This window comes from Caulobacter sp. FG7 (genome assembly GCF_057808875.1).
The window spans coordinates 1-16,789 of record NZ_JBMDIW010000017.1; the positions used below are offsets into that span (position 1 = coordinate 1).

General features: G+C 69.3%; 19 protein-coding genes and 2 tRNA genes. 10 read left to right on the forward strand and 11 right to left on the reverse strand.

The window, feature by feature from the left end; translation table 11 throughout:
* Window positions 1-186: 186 nt before the first annotated feature.
* Window positions 187-261, reverse strand: a tRNA-Asn gene (locus tag ACODR1_RS14930).
* Window positions 262-589: 328 nt separating this feature from the next.
* Between ACODR1_RS14930 and ACODR1_RS14935 the strand changes: the two genes are divergently transcribed.
* Window positions 590-1,000 (forward strand): hypothetical protein, encoded by a 411-nt coding sequence (locus tag ACODR1_RS14935; RefSeq protein WP_488881152.1) that lies wholly within the window; start codon window positions 590-592, stop codon window positions 998-1,000.
* 4 nt (window positions 1,001-1,004) lie between these two features.
* Here the strand turns inward: ACODR1_RS14935 and ACODR1_RS14940 are convergent, their stop codons facing one another.
* On the reverse strand, window positions 1,005-1,793 hold the full coding sequence (locus ACODR1_RS14940) for a hypothetical protein (RefSeq protein ID WP_488881153.1): 789 nt from the start codon (window positions 1,791-1,793) through the stop codon (window positions 1,005-1,007).
* A 214-nt stretch (window positions 1,794-2,007) separates the two neighbouring features.
* On the opposite strand from ACODR1_RS14940, the gene ACODR1_RS14945 reads away from it, so the two are divergent.
* Window positions 2,008-2,493: a hypothetical protein gene (locus ACODR1_RS14945; protein WP_488881154.1), complete on the forward strand. Its 486-nt coding sequence runs from the start codon at window positions 2,008-2,010 to the stop codon at window positions 2,491-2,493.
* A 3-nt stretch (window positions 2,494-2,496) separates the two neighbouring features.
* On the opposite strand, the gene ACODR1_RS14950 is transcribed toward ACODR1_RS14945, so the two are convergent.
* The 5 genes from ACODR1_RS14950 to ACODR1_RS14970 are packed head-to-tail and all read right to left on the reverse strand — an operon-like array spanning window position 2,497 to window position 6,674.
* Entirely contained in the window at window positions 2,497-3,312 is an 816-nt protein-coding gene (locus ACODR1_RS14950) for an MBL fold metallo-hydrolase (RefSeq protein WP_488881155.1), read from the reverse strand.
* Window positions 3,309-4,088 (reverse strand): TatD family hydrolase, encoded by a 780-nt coding sequence (locus tag ACODR1_RS14955; protein ID WP_488881156.1) that lies wholly within the window; start codon window positions 4,086-4,088, stop codon window positions 3,309-3,311. Before ACODR1_RS14955 ends, ACODR1_RS14950 begins: the two co-directional genes overlap by 4 nt.
* Window positions 4,089-4,092: 4 nt before the next feature.
* Window positions 4,093-5,100 carry a DNA polymerase III subunit delta' gene (locus ACODR1_RS14960; RefSeq protein WP_488881157.1) on the reverse strand — a complete coding sequence of 336 codons (1,008 nt, stop codon included), beginning with the start codon at window positions 5,098-5,100 and terminating at the stop codon, window positions 4,093-4,095.
* Window positions 5,097-5,726: a dTMP kinase gene (tmk, locus tag ACODR1_RS14965; protein WP_488881158.1), complete on the reverse strand. Its 630-nt coding sequence runs from the start codon at window positions 5,724-5,726 to the stop codon at window positions 5,097-5,099. Before tmk ends, ACODR1_RS14960 begins: the two co-directional genes overlap by 4 nt.
* Window positions 5,727-5,768: 42 nt before the next feature.
* A complete protein-coding gene (locus ACODR1_RS14970; protein WP_488881159.1) occupies window positions 5,769-6,674 on the reverse strand; it encodes a septal ring lytic transglycosylase RlpA family protein in 906 nt (301 codons plus the stop codon).
* A gap of 135 nt (window positions 6,675-6,809) precedes the next feature.
* On the opposite strand from ACODR1_RS14970, the gene ACODR1_RS14975 reads away from it, so the two are divergent.
* Together ACODR1_RS14975 and ACODR1_RS14980 are read left to right on the forward strand one after the other, a co-directional pair.
* Window positions 6,810-6,899, forward strand: a tRNA-Ser gene (locus ACODR1_RS14975).
* Between the two features lie 35 nt (window positions 6,900-6,934).
* The gene (locus ACODR1_RS14980) at window positions 6,935-7,891 is read left to right on the forward strand and encodes a DUF4424 domain-containing protein (protein WP_488881160.1); all 957 of its coding nucleotides are present in this window, start codon (window positions 6,935-6,937) and stop codon (window positions 7,889-7,891) included.
* A gap of 41 nt (window positions 7,892-7,932) precedes the next feature.
* Here the strand turns inward: ACODR1_RS14980 and ACODR1_RS14985 are convergent, their stop codons facing one another.
* Window positions 7,933-8,484 (reverse strand): cysteine hydrolase family protein, encoded by a 552-nt coding sequence (locus ACODR1_RS14985; protein WP_488881161.1) that lies wholly within the window; start codon window positions 8,482-8,484, stop codon window positions 7,933-7,935.
* 141 nt (window positions 8,485-8,625) lie between these two features.
* Between ACODR1_RS14985 and ACODR1_RS14990 the strand changes: the two genes are divergently transcribed.
* Genes ACODR1_RS14990 through ACODR1_RS15000 form a run of 3 tightly spaced genes read left to right on the forward strand, consistent with a single transcriptional unit; the run spans window position 8,626 to window position 10,501 of the window.
* A complete protein-coding gene (locus ACODR1_RS14990) occupies window positions 8,626-9,543 on the forward strand; it encodes a class I SAM-dependent methyltransferase (protein WP_488881162.1) in 918 nt (305 codons plus the stop codon).
* Window positions 9,540-10,274, forward strand: a complete 735-nt coding sequence (locus ACODR1_RS14995; protein ID WP_488881163.1) for a pseudouridine synthase — start codon at window positions 9,540-9,542, stop codon at window positions 10,272-10,274. Before ACODR1_RS14990 ends, ACODR1_RS14995 begins: the two co-directional genes overlap by 4 nt.
* Entirely contained in the window at window positions 10,271-10,501 is a 231-nt protein-coding gene (locus tag ACODR1_RS15000; RefSeq protein ID WP_488881164.1) for a sulfurtransferase TusA family protein, read from the forward strand. Before ACODR1_RS14995 ends, ACODR1_RS15000 begins: the two co-directional genes overlap by 4 nt.
* Here the strand turns inward: ACODR1_RS15000 and ACODR1_RS15005 are convergent.
* Both ACODR1_RS15005 and ACODR1_RS15010 read right to left on the reverse strand, forming a co-directional pair.
* Window positions 10,473-11,423 (reverse strand): YihY/virulence factor BrkB family protein, encoded by a 951-nt coding sequence (locus tag ACODR1_RS15005; RefSeq protein WP_488881165.1) that lies wholly within the window; start codon window positions 11,421-11,423, stop codon window positions 10,473-10,475. The genes ACODR1_RS15000 and ACODR1_RS15005 overlap by 29 nt on opposite strands.
* Before the next feature lie 237 nt (window positions 11,424-11,660).
* Window positions 11,661-12,788, reverse strand: coding sequence for a CaiB/BaiF CoA transferase family protein (locus ACODR1_RS15010; RefSeq protein WP_488881166.1), 1,128 nt, complete (start codon window positions 12,786-12,788; stop codon window positions 11,661-11,663).
* 182 nt (window positions 12,789-12,970) lie between these two features.
* Between ACODR1_RS15010 and ACODR1_RS15015 the strand changes: the two genes are divergently transcribed.
* The gene (locus ACODR1_RS15015; protein WP_488881167.1) at window positions 12,971-14,293 is read left to right on the forward strand and encodes a diguanylate cyclase domain-containing protein; all 1,323 of its coding nucleotides are present in this window, start codon (window positions 12,971-12,973) and stop codon (window positions 14,291-14,293) included.
* 20 nt (window positions 14,294-14,313) lie between these two features.
* Window positions 14,314-14,949: a DsbA family oxidoreductase gene (locus ACODR1_RS15020; RefSeq protein ID WP_488881168.1), complete on the forward strand. Its 636-nt coding sequence runs from the start codon at window positions 14,314-14,316 to the stop codon at window positions 14,947-14,949.
* A gap of 108 nt (window positions 14,950-15,057) precedes the next feature.
* Here the strand turns inward: ACODR1_RS15020 and ACODR1_RS15025 are convergent, their stop codons facing one another.
* The gene (locus ACODR1_RS15025) at window positions 15,058-15,777 is read right to left on the reverse strand and encodes an EcsC family protein (RefSeq protein ID WP_488881255.1); all 720 of its coding nucleotides are present in this window, start codon (window positions 15,775-15,777) and stop codon (window positions 15,058-15,060) included.
* A 286-nt stretch (window positions 15,778-16,063) separates the two neighbouring features.
* Between ACODR1_RS15025 and hdaA the strand changes: the two genes are divergently transcribed.
* A complete protein-coding gene (gene hdaA / locus ACODR1_RS15030) occupies window positions 16,064-16,759 on the forward strand; it encodes a DnaA regulatory inactivator HdaA (RefSeq protein WP_488881169.1) in 696 nt (231 codons plus the stop codon).
* Window positions 16,760-16,789 lie beyond the last annotated feature (30 nt).

The window sequence follows — 16,789 nt, forward strand, 5'->3', positions numbered from 1 at the left end:
GCCGGTTAACAGCCGGCTGCTCTACCACTGAGCTACCGCGGAACAGGTCGCTCTCAGTTGAGGAAGCGGTTGATAGCGGCCGCCGTGACTCGACGCAAGACGCATGAACGTCGCATCGAAGACAAAAGCTTATGTTCTTGTGGAGGAATTTCTCAACCAGGCGACTTCGACGGATCGAAGGAAGAATGGCTCCGCGGGTAGGATTCGAACCTACGACCAGCCGGTTAACAGCCGGCTGCTCTACCACTGAGCTACCGCGGAACAGGTCGCTCTCTGTCGAGGCGCGGTTGATAGCCGCCCGACTGACTCGGCGCAAGCGCCTTCTGACAAAAAAAAGCCCGGCCAGAAAGCCGGGCTGTGAAAAGTTGAGTGATGGTGGGGCGCCTTCAAAAGAAGACATCCACAGGCTCGCCAATCATGGTTAACCAGATCCTAATTTGGACCACGCCTGCCAAAAGGTCGCAGCTACGACCTTACTTCGACGCTCACTGATCGCGGATCAGGCAGTCACGGCCCAAACCGTCGCGGCAATATGTAACGACGATACGCCGCTCCCTTCCCGCGACGCGACTCGGTCGCTAAAGCGTTCATGATGAACGAACCCGACGACCAGTGGTCCGTCACGCTCCAGCGCGGCGTGGCCAGTCTCGACTTCAACGTGACCCGTGACCCGACCGTCGGCGCCCCGGTGATGACGGGCGCGCTGGGCGACGTGCGCGGCGCCCGGGCGCTGGTCCAGGCCGCCGCCCTGGCCGCCGTCGAAGCCGATCGCTGGGTGGCCGCCGGCGCCGGCGACGTTCCTATTCCGCGCGACCTGGTGCTGACCCGTCGCGACCTGGCCAACGCCAAGGCCGCCGAGCCGCCCGGCAGCACGACCTCCCCGTTCACCGCCGGCTACGCCGCCGTCTATCGCCTGGAACTCGCCCGCCTGCTGTGGTCGGCGATCTCCGACGCGCCCGCACGCCGACTGGAAGAGCTGGCCCGCCGCATTCCGTCCTGAGCCTTCAGAAGCGACGCCACACCGCCAAGACCGCGCCCCGCTCACGCAGGGCGTTCCGGCCCGAGGCGGTTCCGACGGCGCCGGCCTGCACCGACCAGCCGGCCGGCAGGTCGTAGACGGCGGTGAGCTGAACATTGCGATAGCGGTAGGCCTCGAAGACCCCCTGCCCCGCCCCGACCGACGCCACGTCGAACACCTGAGCCATCAGCATCAGCCGCCGGGCTGGACGGCCGCCGACAGTGACCTCAAGCCGGCGCTCGTCAGGAGCCTCGCCGTCACGGCGGCGAACGCCGGCCTGCAGGTCCAGGAAGATCGCCTTCCCAGCCACCGTCCCGCTCTTTCCCAGCAGAAACCGGCTGTCGTACTCGGCGTCCGGCGAACCGCGCTGCGCAGCGCCAGGGTCACCGTCGCCGCCGGGCAGCCGCACCGCGCTCTCGCTCGACAGCACCCAGGTCTCGCCAGACAGGATCCTGTAGCGGACGGCCAGTTCGAAATGCCCTGGCTCGGTGTCCCGGGCATTGCGCGTGCGCAGACGGCGCACCGAGCCCTGCGCCCGGACGGTGAGGCGATCCGACAGGCCGTACTCGGCGAAGCCCTGCAGTTCGGTCTTGCGGTAGTCGACGATGTCGACCGCCGCGCCATCCAGATCGAAGCCGTGGGTGCTGTCCTGGCGATGGACGCTGACGATGATCTCCTTGCCGCCTTTGGGCTGGGTCCAGGCGGCCGCCCGCGCCGACCCCGCGACCAGCACGGCGCAAGCCGCGCACCCAAGCAGCATCGATCGCCGCGCCATGCCATCCCCCACACGACCGCAAGACGGAGATAGAAGCACACACTATCGCATAGAGTGTATATGATTTTATGAGATTGACTCGCAACAACAGCAACCCTAGACATTGTTGCGATCAATTCTCAAATCCGATGTCGGGTTTCCTCCCCTCGCCCACATCGACTGCGTCCGGCGGGGCTCCCCTCCGCCGGACGCCTTTTCCCGCCTGGAGCCCTTGATGAGTTGCGCCTGCGGACTGGACCTGGATTTCGAAGACACCGGCCCCGAAGGCCTGGCGCGTGGCGAGCGGCTATTGCTGTGGGGCATGCGAACCTGGGCGGCCCTGCGCCTGCAGGGCCAGCCGGCCGACGCCACGATAAGAGCTGCCTTCGCACGCGCGGCCTCGCCCCGCACGGCCTCTCTGTTCCTTCAGACCATGATGCTGATCGAGGGCGAACTGGTGCGCCCGCTACAGATCCAATGCCCGCACTGCGTGGGCTACGCCATCGACGAGCAGCGCCTGGTGACGGCCTGCGGCCTGGCCGCGGCGGCCCCGGGCCTGGCCTCGCGCCTGCTGTCGCCGCTGGTGGCTCGCCCGGACGTGACGGCGGTGCTGGCCCGCGCCCTCAACCACGCCATGGCGCTGGATGGCGCGCCCCTACCGGTACGCATGGGCGAGCCGGCCGAGGATGCGCGGCCGATACAGACGGCGACGCTGCACTGAACCCTAGATCGAGACCTCCAACCGCATGCCGTCATAGGCCGGCTCTACGCCCGGCGGCAGCCTGGCGGCCAGGGCGTTGTAGTCGAGGTCGATGTGCAGGTTGGTGAGGATGGCTCGCCTGGGCTTGGCCCGCTCGATCCAGGACAGGGCCCGCTCGACATTGGCGTGGGTGGGGTGCGGGGTCCAGCGCAGGGCGTCGACGATCAGCACGTCCAGTCCTTCTAGCACCGGCCAACTGTCCTCCGGGATCTGAAGCACGTCAGGCGCATAGGCCACGCCGCCGAATCGGAAGCCGGCGGCGCGGATCTCGCCGTGGTCGACGTCGAAGCTCGTGACCGGGATCTCGCCGCTGGGCCCGTCGACGCCCCAGCTCATGCCATGCGGCGGCAGGTGGCGGGCCTCGCAGATAGCCGGATAGCCGCCCTTGGTCTCGAAGACGTAGCCGAAGCGCGCCAGCAGGCCGTCATGGGTCGCCGGATCCATGTAGGTCGGGATCCTGAAGCGGTGATTGAGGAAGAACGGCCGCACGTCGTCGATGCCGTGGGCCTGGTCGGCGTGGTCGTGGGTGAACAGCACCGCGTCGATCCGCCCGGCCCCGGCCCGCGCCGTCTGCAGCCGCAGGTCCGGCGAGGTGTCGACCAGCACCGTGGTGTCGCCGCGCGGATCGCCGCCCGACAGCCGGCGCACCAGCATCGAGCAGCGTGAGCGGTGATTCTTCGGCTCGGCCGGATCGCAGTCGCCCCAATTGCCGTCGGCGCGCGGCACCCCGCCCGAGGAGCCGCTGCCGAGGACGGTGAACTCGAGCCGGCCGCCGGTCATGGACGCGGTATCGCGTCGAACAGGGCGAAGAAGGCGTCTTCGGAGCGCTTCTCGGCGTCGGCCCGGGTCCAGCCGCGGATCTCGGCCAGCTTGTCGACGATATGCGGCAGGTGGGCCGGCTCGCAGCGGCGGCCGCGCATCGGCACCGGCGCCAGATACGGGCAGTCGGTCTCGACGATGATGCGGTCGGCGGGCATGTCGCGGATCACCGCGCGCACGTCCTCGGCCTGCTTGAAGGTGGCGATGCCCGAGACCGAGAACCAGGCGCCGAGCGCGGCGGCCCGGCGGGCGAGGTCCGCGCCGCTGGTGTAGCAGTGCATCAGGATCTTGAAGGCGCCCTTGGCGTGCTCTTCTTCGAGGATCTGGCCCATGACGTCGTCGGCCTCGCGGGTGTGGACCACCAGCGGCAGGCCCGTCTCGCGGGCGGCGGCGACATGTTCCCTGAAGACGGCGGCCTGCACGTCACGCGGCGACAGGTCGTAGTGGAAGTCCAGACCCGTTTCGCCGATGCCGACGACCTTGGGCTTGCCCGCCAGTTCGACCAGATGAGCGGTCGTCAGGTCGATGTGGTCCTTGGCCTCGTGCGGGTGAGCGCCGACGGTGCACCAGATGTCGGCCTCGGTCATCGCGATGGCGTGGACGGCCGGGAAGTTGGGGATCTTGTCGCAGATGGTCAGCATCATTTCGATGCCGGCCTCGCGGGCGCGGGCGATGACCGCGTCGCGGTCCTCGGCGAACTGGGGCGCGTGCAGGTTTACGTGGCTGTCGATGAGCATGCGGTCAGATGGAGGCCTTCGCCGCGGCGCGCAAGTCCGCAATCGCCGTCCAGAACACGTCGGCGCGGTCGAGGTTCACGGCCTCGGCCTCGATCGGCCATCGCACCAGACGCTCCCAGGCGGCGGCCCAGCGGTCGAGGCCTGAGGGGGTACGATCGCCGGCCATGCCTACGGCCATGGCGTGGATCTGGTCGGCCAGGCGCTCGAACAGAAGCTCGAAGCGGGCCTGCCCCTCGGCCCCCTTGAAGGTGTCGGCCAGGGCCAGCATCGCGGCCTCGTCGATCTCGGGCAGCTTGCGCAGGATCTCACCGGCGGTGTCGTCGGCCTCCAGGGCCTTGGCGGCGGCCAGCTGCAGCGCCTTGCCGGGCGCGCCATGGGCCATGCGGCCCAGGCGCTCGGCCTGGCGGCGATCCAGGCCCAGGCGGTGCTCGACCATGTCGGCGGCGCGCTCGACGCCCGGCGCGGGCACGGCCAGGCGCCGGCAGCGCGAACGGATCGTGGGCAGGAGCTTGCCGGGCGAATGGCTGATGAGAAGGATGATCCCGCGCGGCGGCGGCTCCTCCAGCGTCTTGAGCACGGCGTTGGCGGCGTTGACGTTGAGGTCGTCAGCGGCGTCGATGATCGCCACCCTGTAGGGCGAAGTGGCCGGCGAGTTGGCGAAGAAGCCGGGCAGCAGGCGGGCCTCGTCGACGGGAATCGACTTGCGGGCCTTGCCGTCGTCGGTGGCCCGCTCCAGCACCATCAGGTCGGGATGCGAGCGGGCGGCGACCTGGCGGCTGACGAAGTCGGACGGGGCCGAGCCCAGCACGCCGAAGGATTTGTCCTCGCGCGCGCCCAGCAGCCGGCGGGCCATGCGGTAGGCCAAGGTGGCCTTGCCCACGCCCTCGGGGCCGGTCAGCAGCCAGGCATGATGCAGGCGACCGCGGCCCAGGGCGTCGAGGAACGACAGCTCGGCCTTCTCCTGGCCGTCCAGCGAGAAGACGTCGCGCGGATGTGGAGGCGCGTCGCTCATGCCAGGTCCAGCCGTTCGCTGACGGCGGCCCAGACGGCGCGAGAGACCTCGTCGATCGAGGCGGTGGCGTCGATGACCGCGCAGCGCTCGGGCTCGCGGCGGGCGATCTCCAGGAAGCCGGCGCGCAGGCGCTCGTGGAAATCCAGGCCCTTGGATTCGAAGCGGGCGGCGCCGCCCCGGGCGCTGGCCCGCTCCAGGCCTACCGTGGCGGGCAGGTCGAAGACCAGGGTCAGGGCCGGGATCGTGGCGCCCAGCACGTGCTCTTCCAGGCTGGCGATCAGCGAGGCAGGCGCGTCGCCGCCGGCGCCCTGATAGGCCCGGGTCGAATCGGCGAAGCGGTCGCAGACGACCACCGCCGCGCGCGCCAGGGCCGGACGGATCACCCGCTCCACGTGGTCGCGGCGGGCGGCGTACATCAGGAGGGTCTCGGTGACCGGCGACCAGCGGTCAGCCGCGCCGTGCACCAGAAGCTCGCGGATCGCCTCGCCGCCAGGGCTGCCGCCCGGCTCGCGGGTCAGCACGACCTCGCGGCCAAGCTCTTCCAGGCGCTGCGCCAGGAGGCGCACCTGGGTGGATTTGCCGGCGCCCTCGCCGCCTTCGAAGCTGATGAACGTTCCGCTGGCCATCGGCCTCAAATCGGCCGGAACGCCCGCCTTGTCCAGACCCGCTTAGGGCCGGAGCACCGTGGCGTCGCCAAAGCCCAGCGAAGCGACGCGATCGCGCACGCTCCAGGCCAGGCCCTCGTCGTCTCCGGCGCTGACCAGCACGCGATAGAGCGTGCCGCCGGCGCGCTCCATGGGCTCGACCGTCACGCGGCCGGCGCCCGACAGGCGTTCGGCGGCGCGCTCGGCGTTGTCGCGGTTGGCGAAACTGCCCGCCTGGACGCGATAGGCGCCGGGCGGCGGGGCCGAAACATTGACGATCTCGGGCTCGCGCGGCGGCGGGGCCACGGGCGGGCGATAGGGCGCGACCGGCGGCGGCTTGACGGGAGCCGAGGCATAGCGACGGGGCTGGTCGGCGGCGTTCTTGGGCGCCGGGCCGATATAGCGCACGCGCACCTTGGCCAGGCCCTTGCCGCGATAGCCCAGCTCGTCGGCGGCGGCCTTGGAGAGATCGATCAGGCGATCGCCGACGAACGGCCCGCGGTCGTTGACCCGCAGGCGCATCTTGCGACCGTTCTCCAGATTGGTGACCTCGACGATCGACGGCAGCGGCAGCGTCTTGTGGGCCGCCGACGGCAGGTCCATGTCGAAGACCTCGCCGTTGGCGGTGCGGCGGTTGTGGAACTGCTCGCCGTACCAAGAGCCGGTCCCCACCACGTCGTAGTTCGGATCGGCCTTCGGATAGTACCAGATACCCTTGATCTGATAGGGCTTTTCGGTGCCGCGCAGGCCCTGGCCGTAACCGGGCGGCGGCGGACCGTGATACTCGCGATCTGGCGTGGACTTCGGGACGCCCTTGGCGATCGGCAGGCGCGGGGTCGGCGTGGCGCAGGCGGCCAGGCCCGCGGCGCCCAGCGCCACGAGGCCCAGGACCTTCAGCGCCCGGATTTCAGATCTGTGCTCGCGCCGCATACGTCGCCAAAACTCCGGATGGTCAGCCCCCATCATGGTTTCAGCTTCGTTCAGATGTTTTTAGGCTTGGTTAAGGATGCCTGCGACAGATCGTTCTGGAGCCGAAGCACAAGCGCTGATATAGCCGCCCGCTCCGGACAGGTGGCCGAGTGGTTTAAGGCAGCGGTCTTGAAAACCGCCGTAGGTGAAAGTCTACCGTGGGTTCGAATCCCACCCTGTCCGCCACTCCTTCGTCGTCGTCGCCGTGCTATCCCGGCGACATGACCTTTCGCTCCCTCCTCCGCTCAGCCGCCCTGGTCGCCGCGCTCGCCTGCGCCGCGCCAGCCATGGCCAACGACAGCTCGGCCGAGCTGGCGGCCGGCGGGCTGGTGCTGACCAGGACCACCGCCGTGGCCATGCGGTCGGAGGACCTCTACATCTCGCCGACGGCCGTGCGGGTCCGCTACGTGTTCGAGAACACCAGCGGCAAGGACGTGACGCTGCGCGTGGCCTTCCCGATGCCCGACATCGGCGGAGACGGCTTCTTCATGGGCGACGTGTCGATCCCGGTGGACGATCCGGCCAATATCCTGGGCTTCTCGACCAAGGTCGACGGCAAGCCGGTGAAGGCCCAGGTCGAGCAGAAGGCGTTCGGCGGCGGCGTCGACCGCACGGCCTGGCTGGTCGCCAACAGGATCCCGCTGGCCGTGCACCAAGAGGCCGCGACCAAGGCCATGGAGGCCCTGCCGCCCGCCAAGCTGAAGGAAGCCCAGGCTCTTGGCCTCTACGACGAAGACCAGGGGCCGATCTGGGTGCTGAAGACCACCTATCACTGGCTGCAGGCCTTCCCCGCCGGCAAGCCCATCGTGGTCGAACACGCCTATACGCCCTCTGTCGGCGCGACCGTGGCGACCTCGATCGGCACGGAGTACGGCGCGGAGACGGAAGGCCGGTACTGCGTCGACCCAGGCATGGTCGCGGCGGTGAAACGCGCAAGCAGCGACGGCTCGGCCTTCATCGAGAAGTGGATCGACTACGTGCTGGTCACCGGCGGCAACTGGAGCGAACCGATCGGCGACTTCCGGCTGGTGGTCGATAAGGGCTCCCCGAAAAACCTGGTCAGCTTCTGCGCCGATGGCGTGAAGAAGATCGGCCCGACCCAGTTCGAGGTGCGCCGCAAGAACTGGCGGCCGGAGAAGGACTTGCAGATCCTGCTGCTTGAGCGGCGTGAGCCGTAGGGGGCCTATTGAGCCCTCTCTCTTAGAGAGGGACTATTTAGCTATCCCAGCCTCCCCAGGATATCATCCGTCCGCGTGACCACCGCGTACTCGCCGTCGAGGTTGGAGAGGCTCATCAAGTGCCATTCCTCGGCGTCGCGGACGACGCCTTCGAGATCGGCCTTGTCGAAGGTGAAGCAGGCGTCGGCCGGTACGGCGACGTCGAAACCCAGGCAGGCGGCCGAGCGGACGCTGGCCTCGACCGAATTGTTCGTGGCCACGCCGACCACGACCAGGTGATGCACGTCGCGCAGGCGTAACCAGCGCTCCAGGCCACTGCCGGCGAAAGCGTCGGGGACGTTCTTCTCCATCCGGTGCTCGGACGGCAGCGGCTCGAACCGCGGCTGGAACCCGCAGTTGGAAGAGCCGGGCCAGAACGAGCCTTCGGGCGAGCGGCTCATATGGCGCACATGCACGATCGGAAGGCCGCGAACACGCCAGGCGTGCAGCAAATGGGCGGCGTTGTCCTCGGCCTCGGGATTGTTGCGGGGTCCGGTGCTCTCTGGAAGCATGCCGCGTTGCAGGTCGATGAGGATGAGGGCCGTGGCGTTCATGGTGAAAGCTTGCTTCGACGCCCCACGCCAAGCAATGCCCGCGAGCGGTCAAAGCGTGAAAGTCTGGCGTCGCGGGCCAGCCCAAGGTAACCAACGCCCCTTTCCCGCCCTTCGCGTTCCACGGCCCAAGATCCTTAGCTCATGACCGATACTGCCTCCGCCGCCGTCTATGGCTTTCCTCCCCGCGAGGTGATCGAGACGCCGCGCGGCGCCGTGCAGACCGCGCCGACCGTGCCGGGCGCGCAGCCGCTGGAAGGTCTGGCCGACGCCTCGCTGGACACTTTCGTCGTTCTGGCCCCGGCCGGCGCGGTGGAGCGCCGCTATGTGCTGGCCCAGGCCCTCCGCGCACTTAAGCCCGGTGGCCGCCTGACCGTGGCCGCGCCCAAGGATCGCGGCGGCCTGCGCCTTAAGAAGGAACTGTCGGCGTTCGGCTGCACCATCGGCGAGGACGCCCGTCGTCACCACCGCATCTGCGTGACCCTGCGCCCCGAAGCGCCCACGGGCCTCTCCGAAGCCCTGGCCGAAGGCGCGCCGCGCCGCATCGACGGCGAAGGCCTTTGGACCCAGCCGGGCGTGTTCAGCTGGGACCGACTCGACACCGGCACCGCCCTCCTCATGCAGGCCCTGCCCGCCTTCTCCGGCGCCGGCGCGGACCTGGGCTGCGGCATCGGCGTGCTCGCCCACCAGGTGCTGGCCTCGCCCAAGGTGACCAAGCTTGCCTTGGTGGACATCGATCGCCGGGCGCTGGACGCGGCGCAGCGCAATGTCGACGACGCGCGGGTCAGCTTCTCGCACGCCGATATCCGCCTGGGCCTGCCGGAATTGTCGAACCTCGACTTCGTGGTCTCCAACCCGCCGTTCCACGAGGGCGGCGGCGAGGACAAGGCGCTGGGGCAGGCCTTCATCCGGGGCGCGGCCGCGCTGCTGAAGAAGGGCGGCGTGCTGTGGCTGGTGGCCAACCGCCACCTGCCCTACGAGGCCGTGCTGGCCGACCACTTCACGCGCGTGAAGCCGGTGGTCGACCAGGAAGGCTTCAAGGTGCTCGAGGCCGTGAAATGACCAAGGCGCTGATGGCGCGGCTGGACCGGCTGCTGGCCAATCTGGGCTATGGCGCGCGGCGCGAGGTCCAGGCCCTGGTGGCGGCCGGCAAGGTGACCTTCGACGGCGCGCCGCTGAAGGACGCCGGCAAGCGCATCGCCGTGACCGCCGACCTGCCCCAACATCTGTTCGTTCGCGGCGTTCCGATCGATCCGCCCGCGCCGCTGGTGCTGCTGATGAACAAGCCCCTGGGCGTGGTGTGCTCGCACCGGGAGGACGGGGCCAAGATCTACGACCTTCTGCCCCGCCGCTGGCAGATCCGCGATCCGGCCCTGTCGAGCGTAGGGCGGCTGGACAAGGACACCTCGGGCCTCTTGCTAATCACCGACGACGGCGACTTCCTGCACCGGGTGATCTCGCCCAAGCGCCATGTGGCCAAGACCTATCTGGCGAGCCTGGACCGGCCGCTGTCGGGCAAGGAAGCCGAGGCCTTCGCCAGCGGAACGCTGATGCTGGAAGGCGAGGAAAAGCCGCTGCTGCCGGCGCAGTTGGACGTGGTGGACGACAAGACCGCCCGCCTGACCATCACCGAGGGTCGCTATCATCAGGTGCGCCGGATGTTCGCGGCCATGGGCAACCATGTCACAGCGCTGCATCGCGAGCGGATCGGCGGCATCACGCTGCCGGACGACCTGGAGCCGGGCAAGCATCGCATCCTCAGCGCAGAGGAAGCCGAGCAGGTGTTTTCGTGAGCGACATCGAGGTCGACGCGCGCGGCCATCGCTGCCCGGTGCCGACCCTGCGCCTGCGCCGCGCGCTGGAGCACGCGCCGGCCGGCGCGACGGTGCGCCTCCTGGCCGACGACCCGCTGGCGCGCATCGACGTGCCGCATTTCGCCCGCCAGCTGGGTGCGACGCTGGAAGGCGTCGAGGACCTGCCGTCGGGCGTGATCAGCTTTCGGGTGACGAAGGCGCCTTGAGGGCGATGGCCTTGGGTCCGTCGACAAGGGCCTGGGGTCGCTCGTCCAGCGCGATCTCGACCTCGGTGGCCAGGGCGCCGCCGAAGAACACCGCGTTCACGCTCCACGACAGCCAGATCAGGAAGATAATCACGGCCGAGATCGAGCCGTAGGTCGCGCCCAGGTGAGCCACCTTCTCGACGTAGAAGGCGCTGGCCCACGACATGAAGACGCAGAACAGGCCCGCCGCGAAGCCGCCGGTCAGCGAGGCGCGCCAGCCCACCGGCTGGCGGGACATGGCGTAGCGATAGATCAGGGTCATGCCCACGATCAGGCCCATGGTCGCCCAGGTCCATTCGCTCTGGATCCACGACACCCCCTCCAGCGGCCGCAAATCGAGGGTGCTGGCCAACAGCCGGAAGGTCAGAAACACCCCAGACATCAGGAACAGCAGGCCGAAGGCGGCGATCAGCACGAACAGCGCCATCAGGTTGAAGCCGAAGAAGCCGCGCTGGTCCTCCTCGTCGTGGATGAACGACAGCCCGGCCAGCAGGGCCTTGAAGCCGCGATGGGCGGCATAGACACCGATGACCAGGATCACGAGGCTCTGCAGCGAGACGGTGTAGACCGGCGCGTGAGCCAGCCGCTGCATCTCGTTCTGGAAGATCGGCCGCGCGCCGGTGGGCATCATGAAGGCCAGGGCGTCGGCCTGGCGGGCTGCGGTGTTGGGATCAAGCAGGAGGCTGTAGAGGCCGATCAGGATGGCCAGGCCGGGAAACACCGCCAGCAGGGCGAAGAACGAGACGCCGCCCACATAGAGCATGACGTCGCGCCCCCACAGCCGGGACAGGGCCAGGCCGAGAACGCGAAGGATTTCCTGAACCCAGTGGATCGGGTCGAGATCGAGGTCTCGCCAGCGAATGGGGGCCTTAGGGGGCTGCATTCGGCGGAAACTGCCCCCGGCCGTCCTGTGAAGCAACCCTTGGACGGCGCCGCTCTCCAGAAAGTCGCGCTTGCCTGGATAGTCAAAGACGCGCCGCCTCAGGGAAAGCGACGCGTCTCCGCAGGTCTTGCCTGAACCGGCCGCCACATCGAGGGACGGGTTGGCGCAGCGGCCGGTCACAGTTCGAAGGTAGGATTCGCCGCCTGAACCGCATCTGAACGCGGTTGTCAGCTTGCGTCAGAGTGCGCCGGTCGCCTCCAGTTCGGCGATCGCCGCCGCGTCGAAGCCCCAGTCGCCAAGCGCCGAGGCGTTGTCGGCTCCAATCTTGGGCGGCGGCCCCTGGATCACGCCCGGCGTAGCCGAAAAGCGCGGCGCGGGCGCGGGCTGGATGACGCCGGCGACCTCAACGAAGGTTTCCCGGGCCTTGTTGTGGGCGTGGCCCGGCGCCTCGTCCATCGACAGCACCGGCGCGAAGCAGACATCGGTGGCGTCCATGATGGCGCACCACTCTTCGCGGGTCTTGGTGACGATCACGGCGGCCAGCTTGTCGCGCAGGGCCGGCCAGTCGTCGCGGCTCATCTGGGCCTGGAAGTGCGGGTCGGTGATCCCGGTCTTTTCCAGCAGCAGCAGATAGAACTGCGGCTCGATGGAGCCGATCGACACCCACTTGCCGTCAGCGCACTGGTACGTGTCATAGAAGTGGGCCCCGCCGTCGAGCAGGTTGTTGCGCCGGCCCTCGCGCCACATGCCCATCGCCTTGAAGCCGTAGAACATGGCCATGAGCGAGGCCGCCCCGTCGCTCATGGCGCAGTCGATGACCTGGCCCTGCCCGGTCTCGCGCGCATGGATGACGCCCGCCAGCAGGCCGAAGGCCAGATAGAGCGCCCCGCCGCCAAAGTCGCCGACCAGGTTCAGCGGCGGGATCGGCTTGTCCTCAGTGCCGATGGCGTCGAGCGCGCCGGTGATGGCGATGTAGTTCATGTCGTGGCCAGCGGCCTTGGCGTAGGGACCGGTCTGCCCCCAGCCGGTCATGCGGCCGTAGACGAGCCTGGGATTGCGGGCCAAGGCGGCTTCGGGCCCGAGCCCAAGGCGCTCCATCACGCCGGGCCGGAAACCCTCGAAAACCGCGTCCGCGGTCTCCATCAGCTTCAGGCAGGTCTCCACGGCGGCGGGCTGCTTGAGATCCAGCGCCACGGAGCGGCGGCCGCGGGCGGTGACGTCGGCCGGCGAGGAGCGGCCCGAGCCCTTGCGGTCGATGCGCACGACGTCGGCCCCGAGGTCCGACAGCAGCATGCCGCAGAACGGCCCGGGGCCGATCCCGGCGAACTCCAGCACCTTCAGTCCCGACAGCGGTCCCTGGCCCATCGCTTCTCCTCCCGTTTCGATCTCGTTGGAGGCAGTAGGACCCGGTTGACGCCCGGTCAGGCAAGCCCGGGTCAAATCGCCTGTCGACAAGGTAAAGACTGCGACCACGCATCCCTTTGCCGCACCCTCGCCTCTGCTATGTTGGCTCGCGAATCGAAGGCCTGCGCCAGCGGAGAACGAATTTGGCGGTGAACGCCCGGATCCTGATCGTGGCGCGTGACGACACGCGGGCCGGTCCCCTGTCCGAAGGGCTGGACCGCCTGGGCTGGCGCACCATCACCGCGCGCGGCCCCTACGCCGCCCTCGCCGCGCTGGGCGACCTGCAGATCGAGGCGGTGATCGTCGACCTGGACGCCGCCGGTCCCGACAGCCAGACGCTCGCCCGCCGCCTGAAGGCCGCCGTGGCCCCGCGCCGCCTGCCGGTGATCGCCATCGGCGAGCCGGGCACGGACGTGGGCCAGAGCGCCTTCGACCTGACCCTGTCGCCGCCGCTGCACCCGTCGCAAGCGGTGCTGCGCCTGGAATCGCTGGTCCGCACGGCCATCGCCGAGGAAGAGTTCGAGCTTCGCCTGACCACCTTCGGCGACCGCGGCCGCAGGCTCGACCTGCCGGAAGCCTCCGCCGCGCCCTACCGCGTGCTGGCCATCGGCGAGCCGGCCCCGCAGTTCCTGGCCCTGTCCAACGCCCTGACCCGCGGCGGGGCCGACGTGGTCGGCGCCTTCACCGCCTACACCGCCTTCGACTACCTGCACGAGCGGGCCTTCGACGCGGTGGTGCTGTGGGCCGGCGAGAACCAGCAGGAAGCGCTGTCGATCGCCGCCGGCATGCGGCGCAACACCCGCCTCTTCCACATCCCGGCGCTGCTCTACATGAACGCCGAGAGCTACGTGACCATGTCCGAGGCGTTCCATCGCGGCGTGTCGGACGTGGCCTCGCCGCAGACGCCGGAGGGCGACACCGCCCGCCGGGTGATCGAGCTGGCCCGCAACTATCGTCGCGGCGAAGCCATTCGCGGCGCGCTGGAGAAGGCCCGCAGCTCGGGCCTGATGGATGCGGCCACGGGCCTCTTCACCCGCGACCTGTTCGCCGCCCATCTGGCCCGGCTGGCCGGCGCGGCCCGCGAGCGGGGACGTCCGCTGTCGATCGGCGTGCTGCGCGTGGCCGACAAGGCCGACGTGGTCTGGGCGCGCCAGAACGGCTGGCTCGACCGCGCCATTCCCCAGATCGGCTCGATGGTCGGGCGCCTCGTCCGCGTCGAGGACACCGCCGCGCGCCTGGCGCCGGAAGTCTTCGCCCTGGCCCTGCCGGCCACCAACCTGACGGCCGCCAAGGCCGCCGCCGAGCGCATCGCCGCCGTCATCGGCTGCACGGCCTTCGACGCCGGCGAGGACCGCAGCCCGTTCGTCTGCGAGTTCGATATCGGCGTCGCCCAGATCGAGCCGGGCGAGACCGCCATCCACGCGCTGGAGCGCGCCGCTTCCCAGGCCCTCCAGAAGGCCATCTAGTTAGCTGTAGGAGTTCTCCCATGGGCCAGCCGATCACCGTCGACGTCGTCGCCGACGTCGTCTGCCCGTGGTGCTATCTCGGCTGGCGCCGGGTGAAGAGCGCCCTGGCCGCGCGGCCCGACCTCGAGCCGATCGTCATCTGGCGTCCCTACCAGCTGGACCCCACGCTGCCCGAGGAAGGCGTCGATCGCGCCGCCTACATGGCCGGAAAGTTCAAGGACCAGACCCGGCTGAAGGCGGTGCACAAGGCGCTGCAGGACGCCGGCGCCGAGGAAGGCATCGACTTCGCCTTCGACAAGATCGCCCTGTCGCCCAACACCAGCGCCGCCCACCGCCTGATCCGCTGGGCGCGCGGCGCGGCCGTGCAGGACGCCGTGGTTGAGGGCCTGTTCGCCGCCTATTTCGAGGAAGGCCGCGACATCGGCGATCCCGTGGTGCTGGCCGACATCGCCAAGGCCGCCGGCATGGACGAGGTCGCGGTGCTGGGCCTGCTGGCCGAGGGCGCCGATAAGGACGTGATCGCCCAGCAGCACGCCATGGCCGTGCAGGGCGGCGTCACCGGCGTTCCGGTGGCGATCTTCGCCGGCAAGGTGGCGGTGGTCGGGGCCGAGAGCCCGGAAAACCTGCAGAAGGCGATCGAGCAGGCGCTGGCCTGAGTCCCCTCCGGCCCTCCGGGCCACCTCCCCCAGAGGGGGAGGATCTTGAGACGCCGACGCCAGGATGCTCCCCCTCTGGGGGAGCTGTCGGCAAAGCCGACTGGGGGGTCACCTCAGCGCCGGCTGCGCCTCCAAACGCATCCGGTAGGCCATCACCGCCGTGTGGCCGAGCTTTTCGACAAGGCGCCAGTTGACGATCGCGCCCACCGGCGCGCCGACGATCGGCAGCAGCTGAGCCAGCTTCGCGAGATCGATGTGATCGCGGTACTGCTGCTGGAAAGCTCGCCAGTCGAAGCCGGAAAGGTCGGTCGGATGCGGGCGCGCGTCCCAGCCGTCCATGGCCTCGAACACTCTGGCGCGGTGTGCAGAGTCCGAGAAGGCCAGTTCGAAGATGTGCAGGATGTAGAGGCGCTCCGACAGTTCCGAGCCCTCGTGGCCGAAGGCGGCTGCAATCTCGAACAGGAGCTTGATCTTGAAGCTCATCAGCAGCGGAAAATCGGCGGCGGCCAGCACGAAGCCCCCTGCCCCGGCGATCCCGCCCTCGGCGGCCGCGGCCTTCTTCCAGTTGTCGATCGCCGCACGCACGCGCTCCAGCCGCTCGTCGAGCGTGGCCTGAACCAGCGGCGCGCCGGTGGCGAAGTCCGAGCCGGTGAGGATCGCCCGGGTCATGCCCTGCATCGCCGTGGTGATGGCGGCATGGACCTTTTCCGGAATGATCCGATTGACCTTCAGCTGGACGGCGCGGGCGGCCAGGCCCAGCGCGCTGGGCGGCCTGGTCATCTCGTCGCGCCAGGCGGCGAGGTCGGCGGTTGCGGCGGTCTGGGCCAGGTTGAAGCTCCGAAAGTGAATCGCGGCGACGCCGAAGCGTTCGCCGCCGGATCATGCCGCAGTCAGCGCGGCGGCCGAAGTCCCCAGAAGATTAACGCTCAACAGGGCCGTGGATCATTTGACCACGGCCGTCCACACCGGCGTCCACACGAGCATCCACACCCGCTTCCTGCGTCCACACCTATAGTGGCCTATATCCCCAAGACCGCCCGCCCGCCGTCTCGCGGCGCAGCGGCCCGCCGCCTATACCTTCCCTACCCATTCACCATGTGACTTCGCGACGACCTTGAGCCAGCTGAAATTGCCGTTGGAACGCCTGCCCACCTTCGAGCGGGTCGACTTCGCCGTCTCGCCGGCCAACGAGGACGCCGTGCGCGCCGTCGACGCGTGGCCGGCATGGCCGAACGGCCGCCTGGCCCTGATCGGCCCTTCGGGCAGCGGCAAGACGCACCTCGCGCGCGCCTGGGCCGCGCAGGCCGGCGCCGTCATCGTCGACGCCACCGACCCCCACCAGGCGCCGCTGAACCTGCCGGCCCTGCGCGGCCGCACCGTGCTGGTCGAGAACGCCGACCGACGCGCCCTGGGCGGCGTCGTGTCGGACGAGGACCTGTTTCACCTCTTGAACATGGCCGGCGTCGACGGCGGCAGCCTTCTGCTGACCGCCCAGACCGCGCCGCTGGAATGGCAGACGATCGTGCCGGACCTGCGTTCGCGCCTGAACGCCATGACCGCCGCCGTCATCGACGAGCCCGACGACGTGGTGCTGGAGGCGGTGCTGCGCCGCGCCTTCGCCGACCGCCTGATCCGCCCCGCCGACGACGTCTACGCCTATCTGCTGCGTCGCATTCCCCGCAGCGCGCCGGAAGCCGTGGCCCTGGTGGCCCTGCTGGACGAAGCGGCCTCTGAAGGCAATCGCGGCATCACCCGCGCCTTCGTCGCCCAGGTGCTGGCCTTCGGCGAGGACGACGCGTTCGAGGACTGAACGGGACTGATCGAAAGCCCGGCTTTTCTT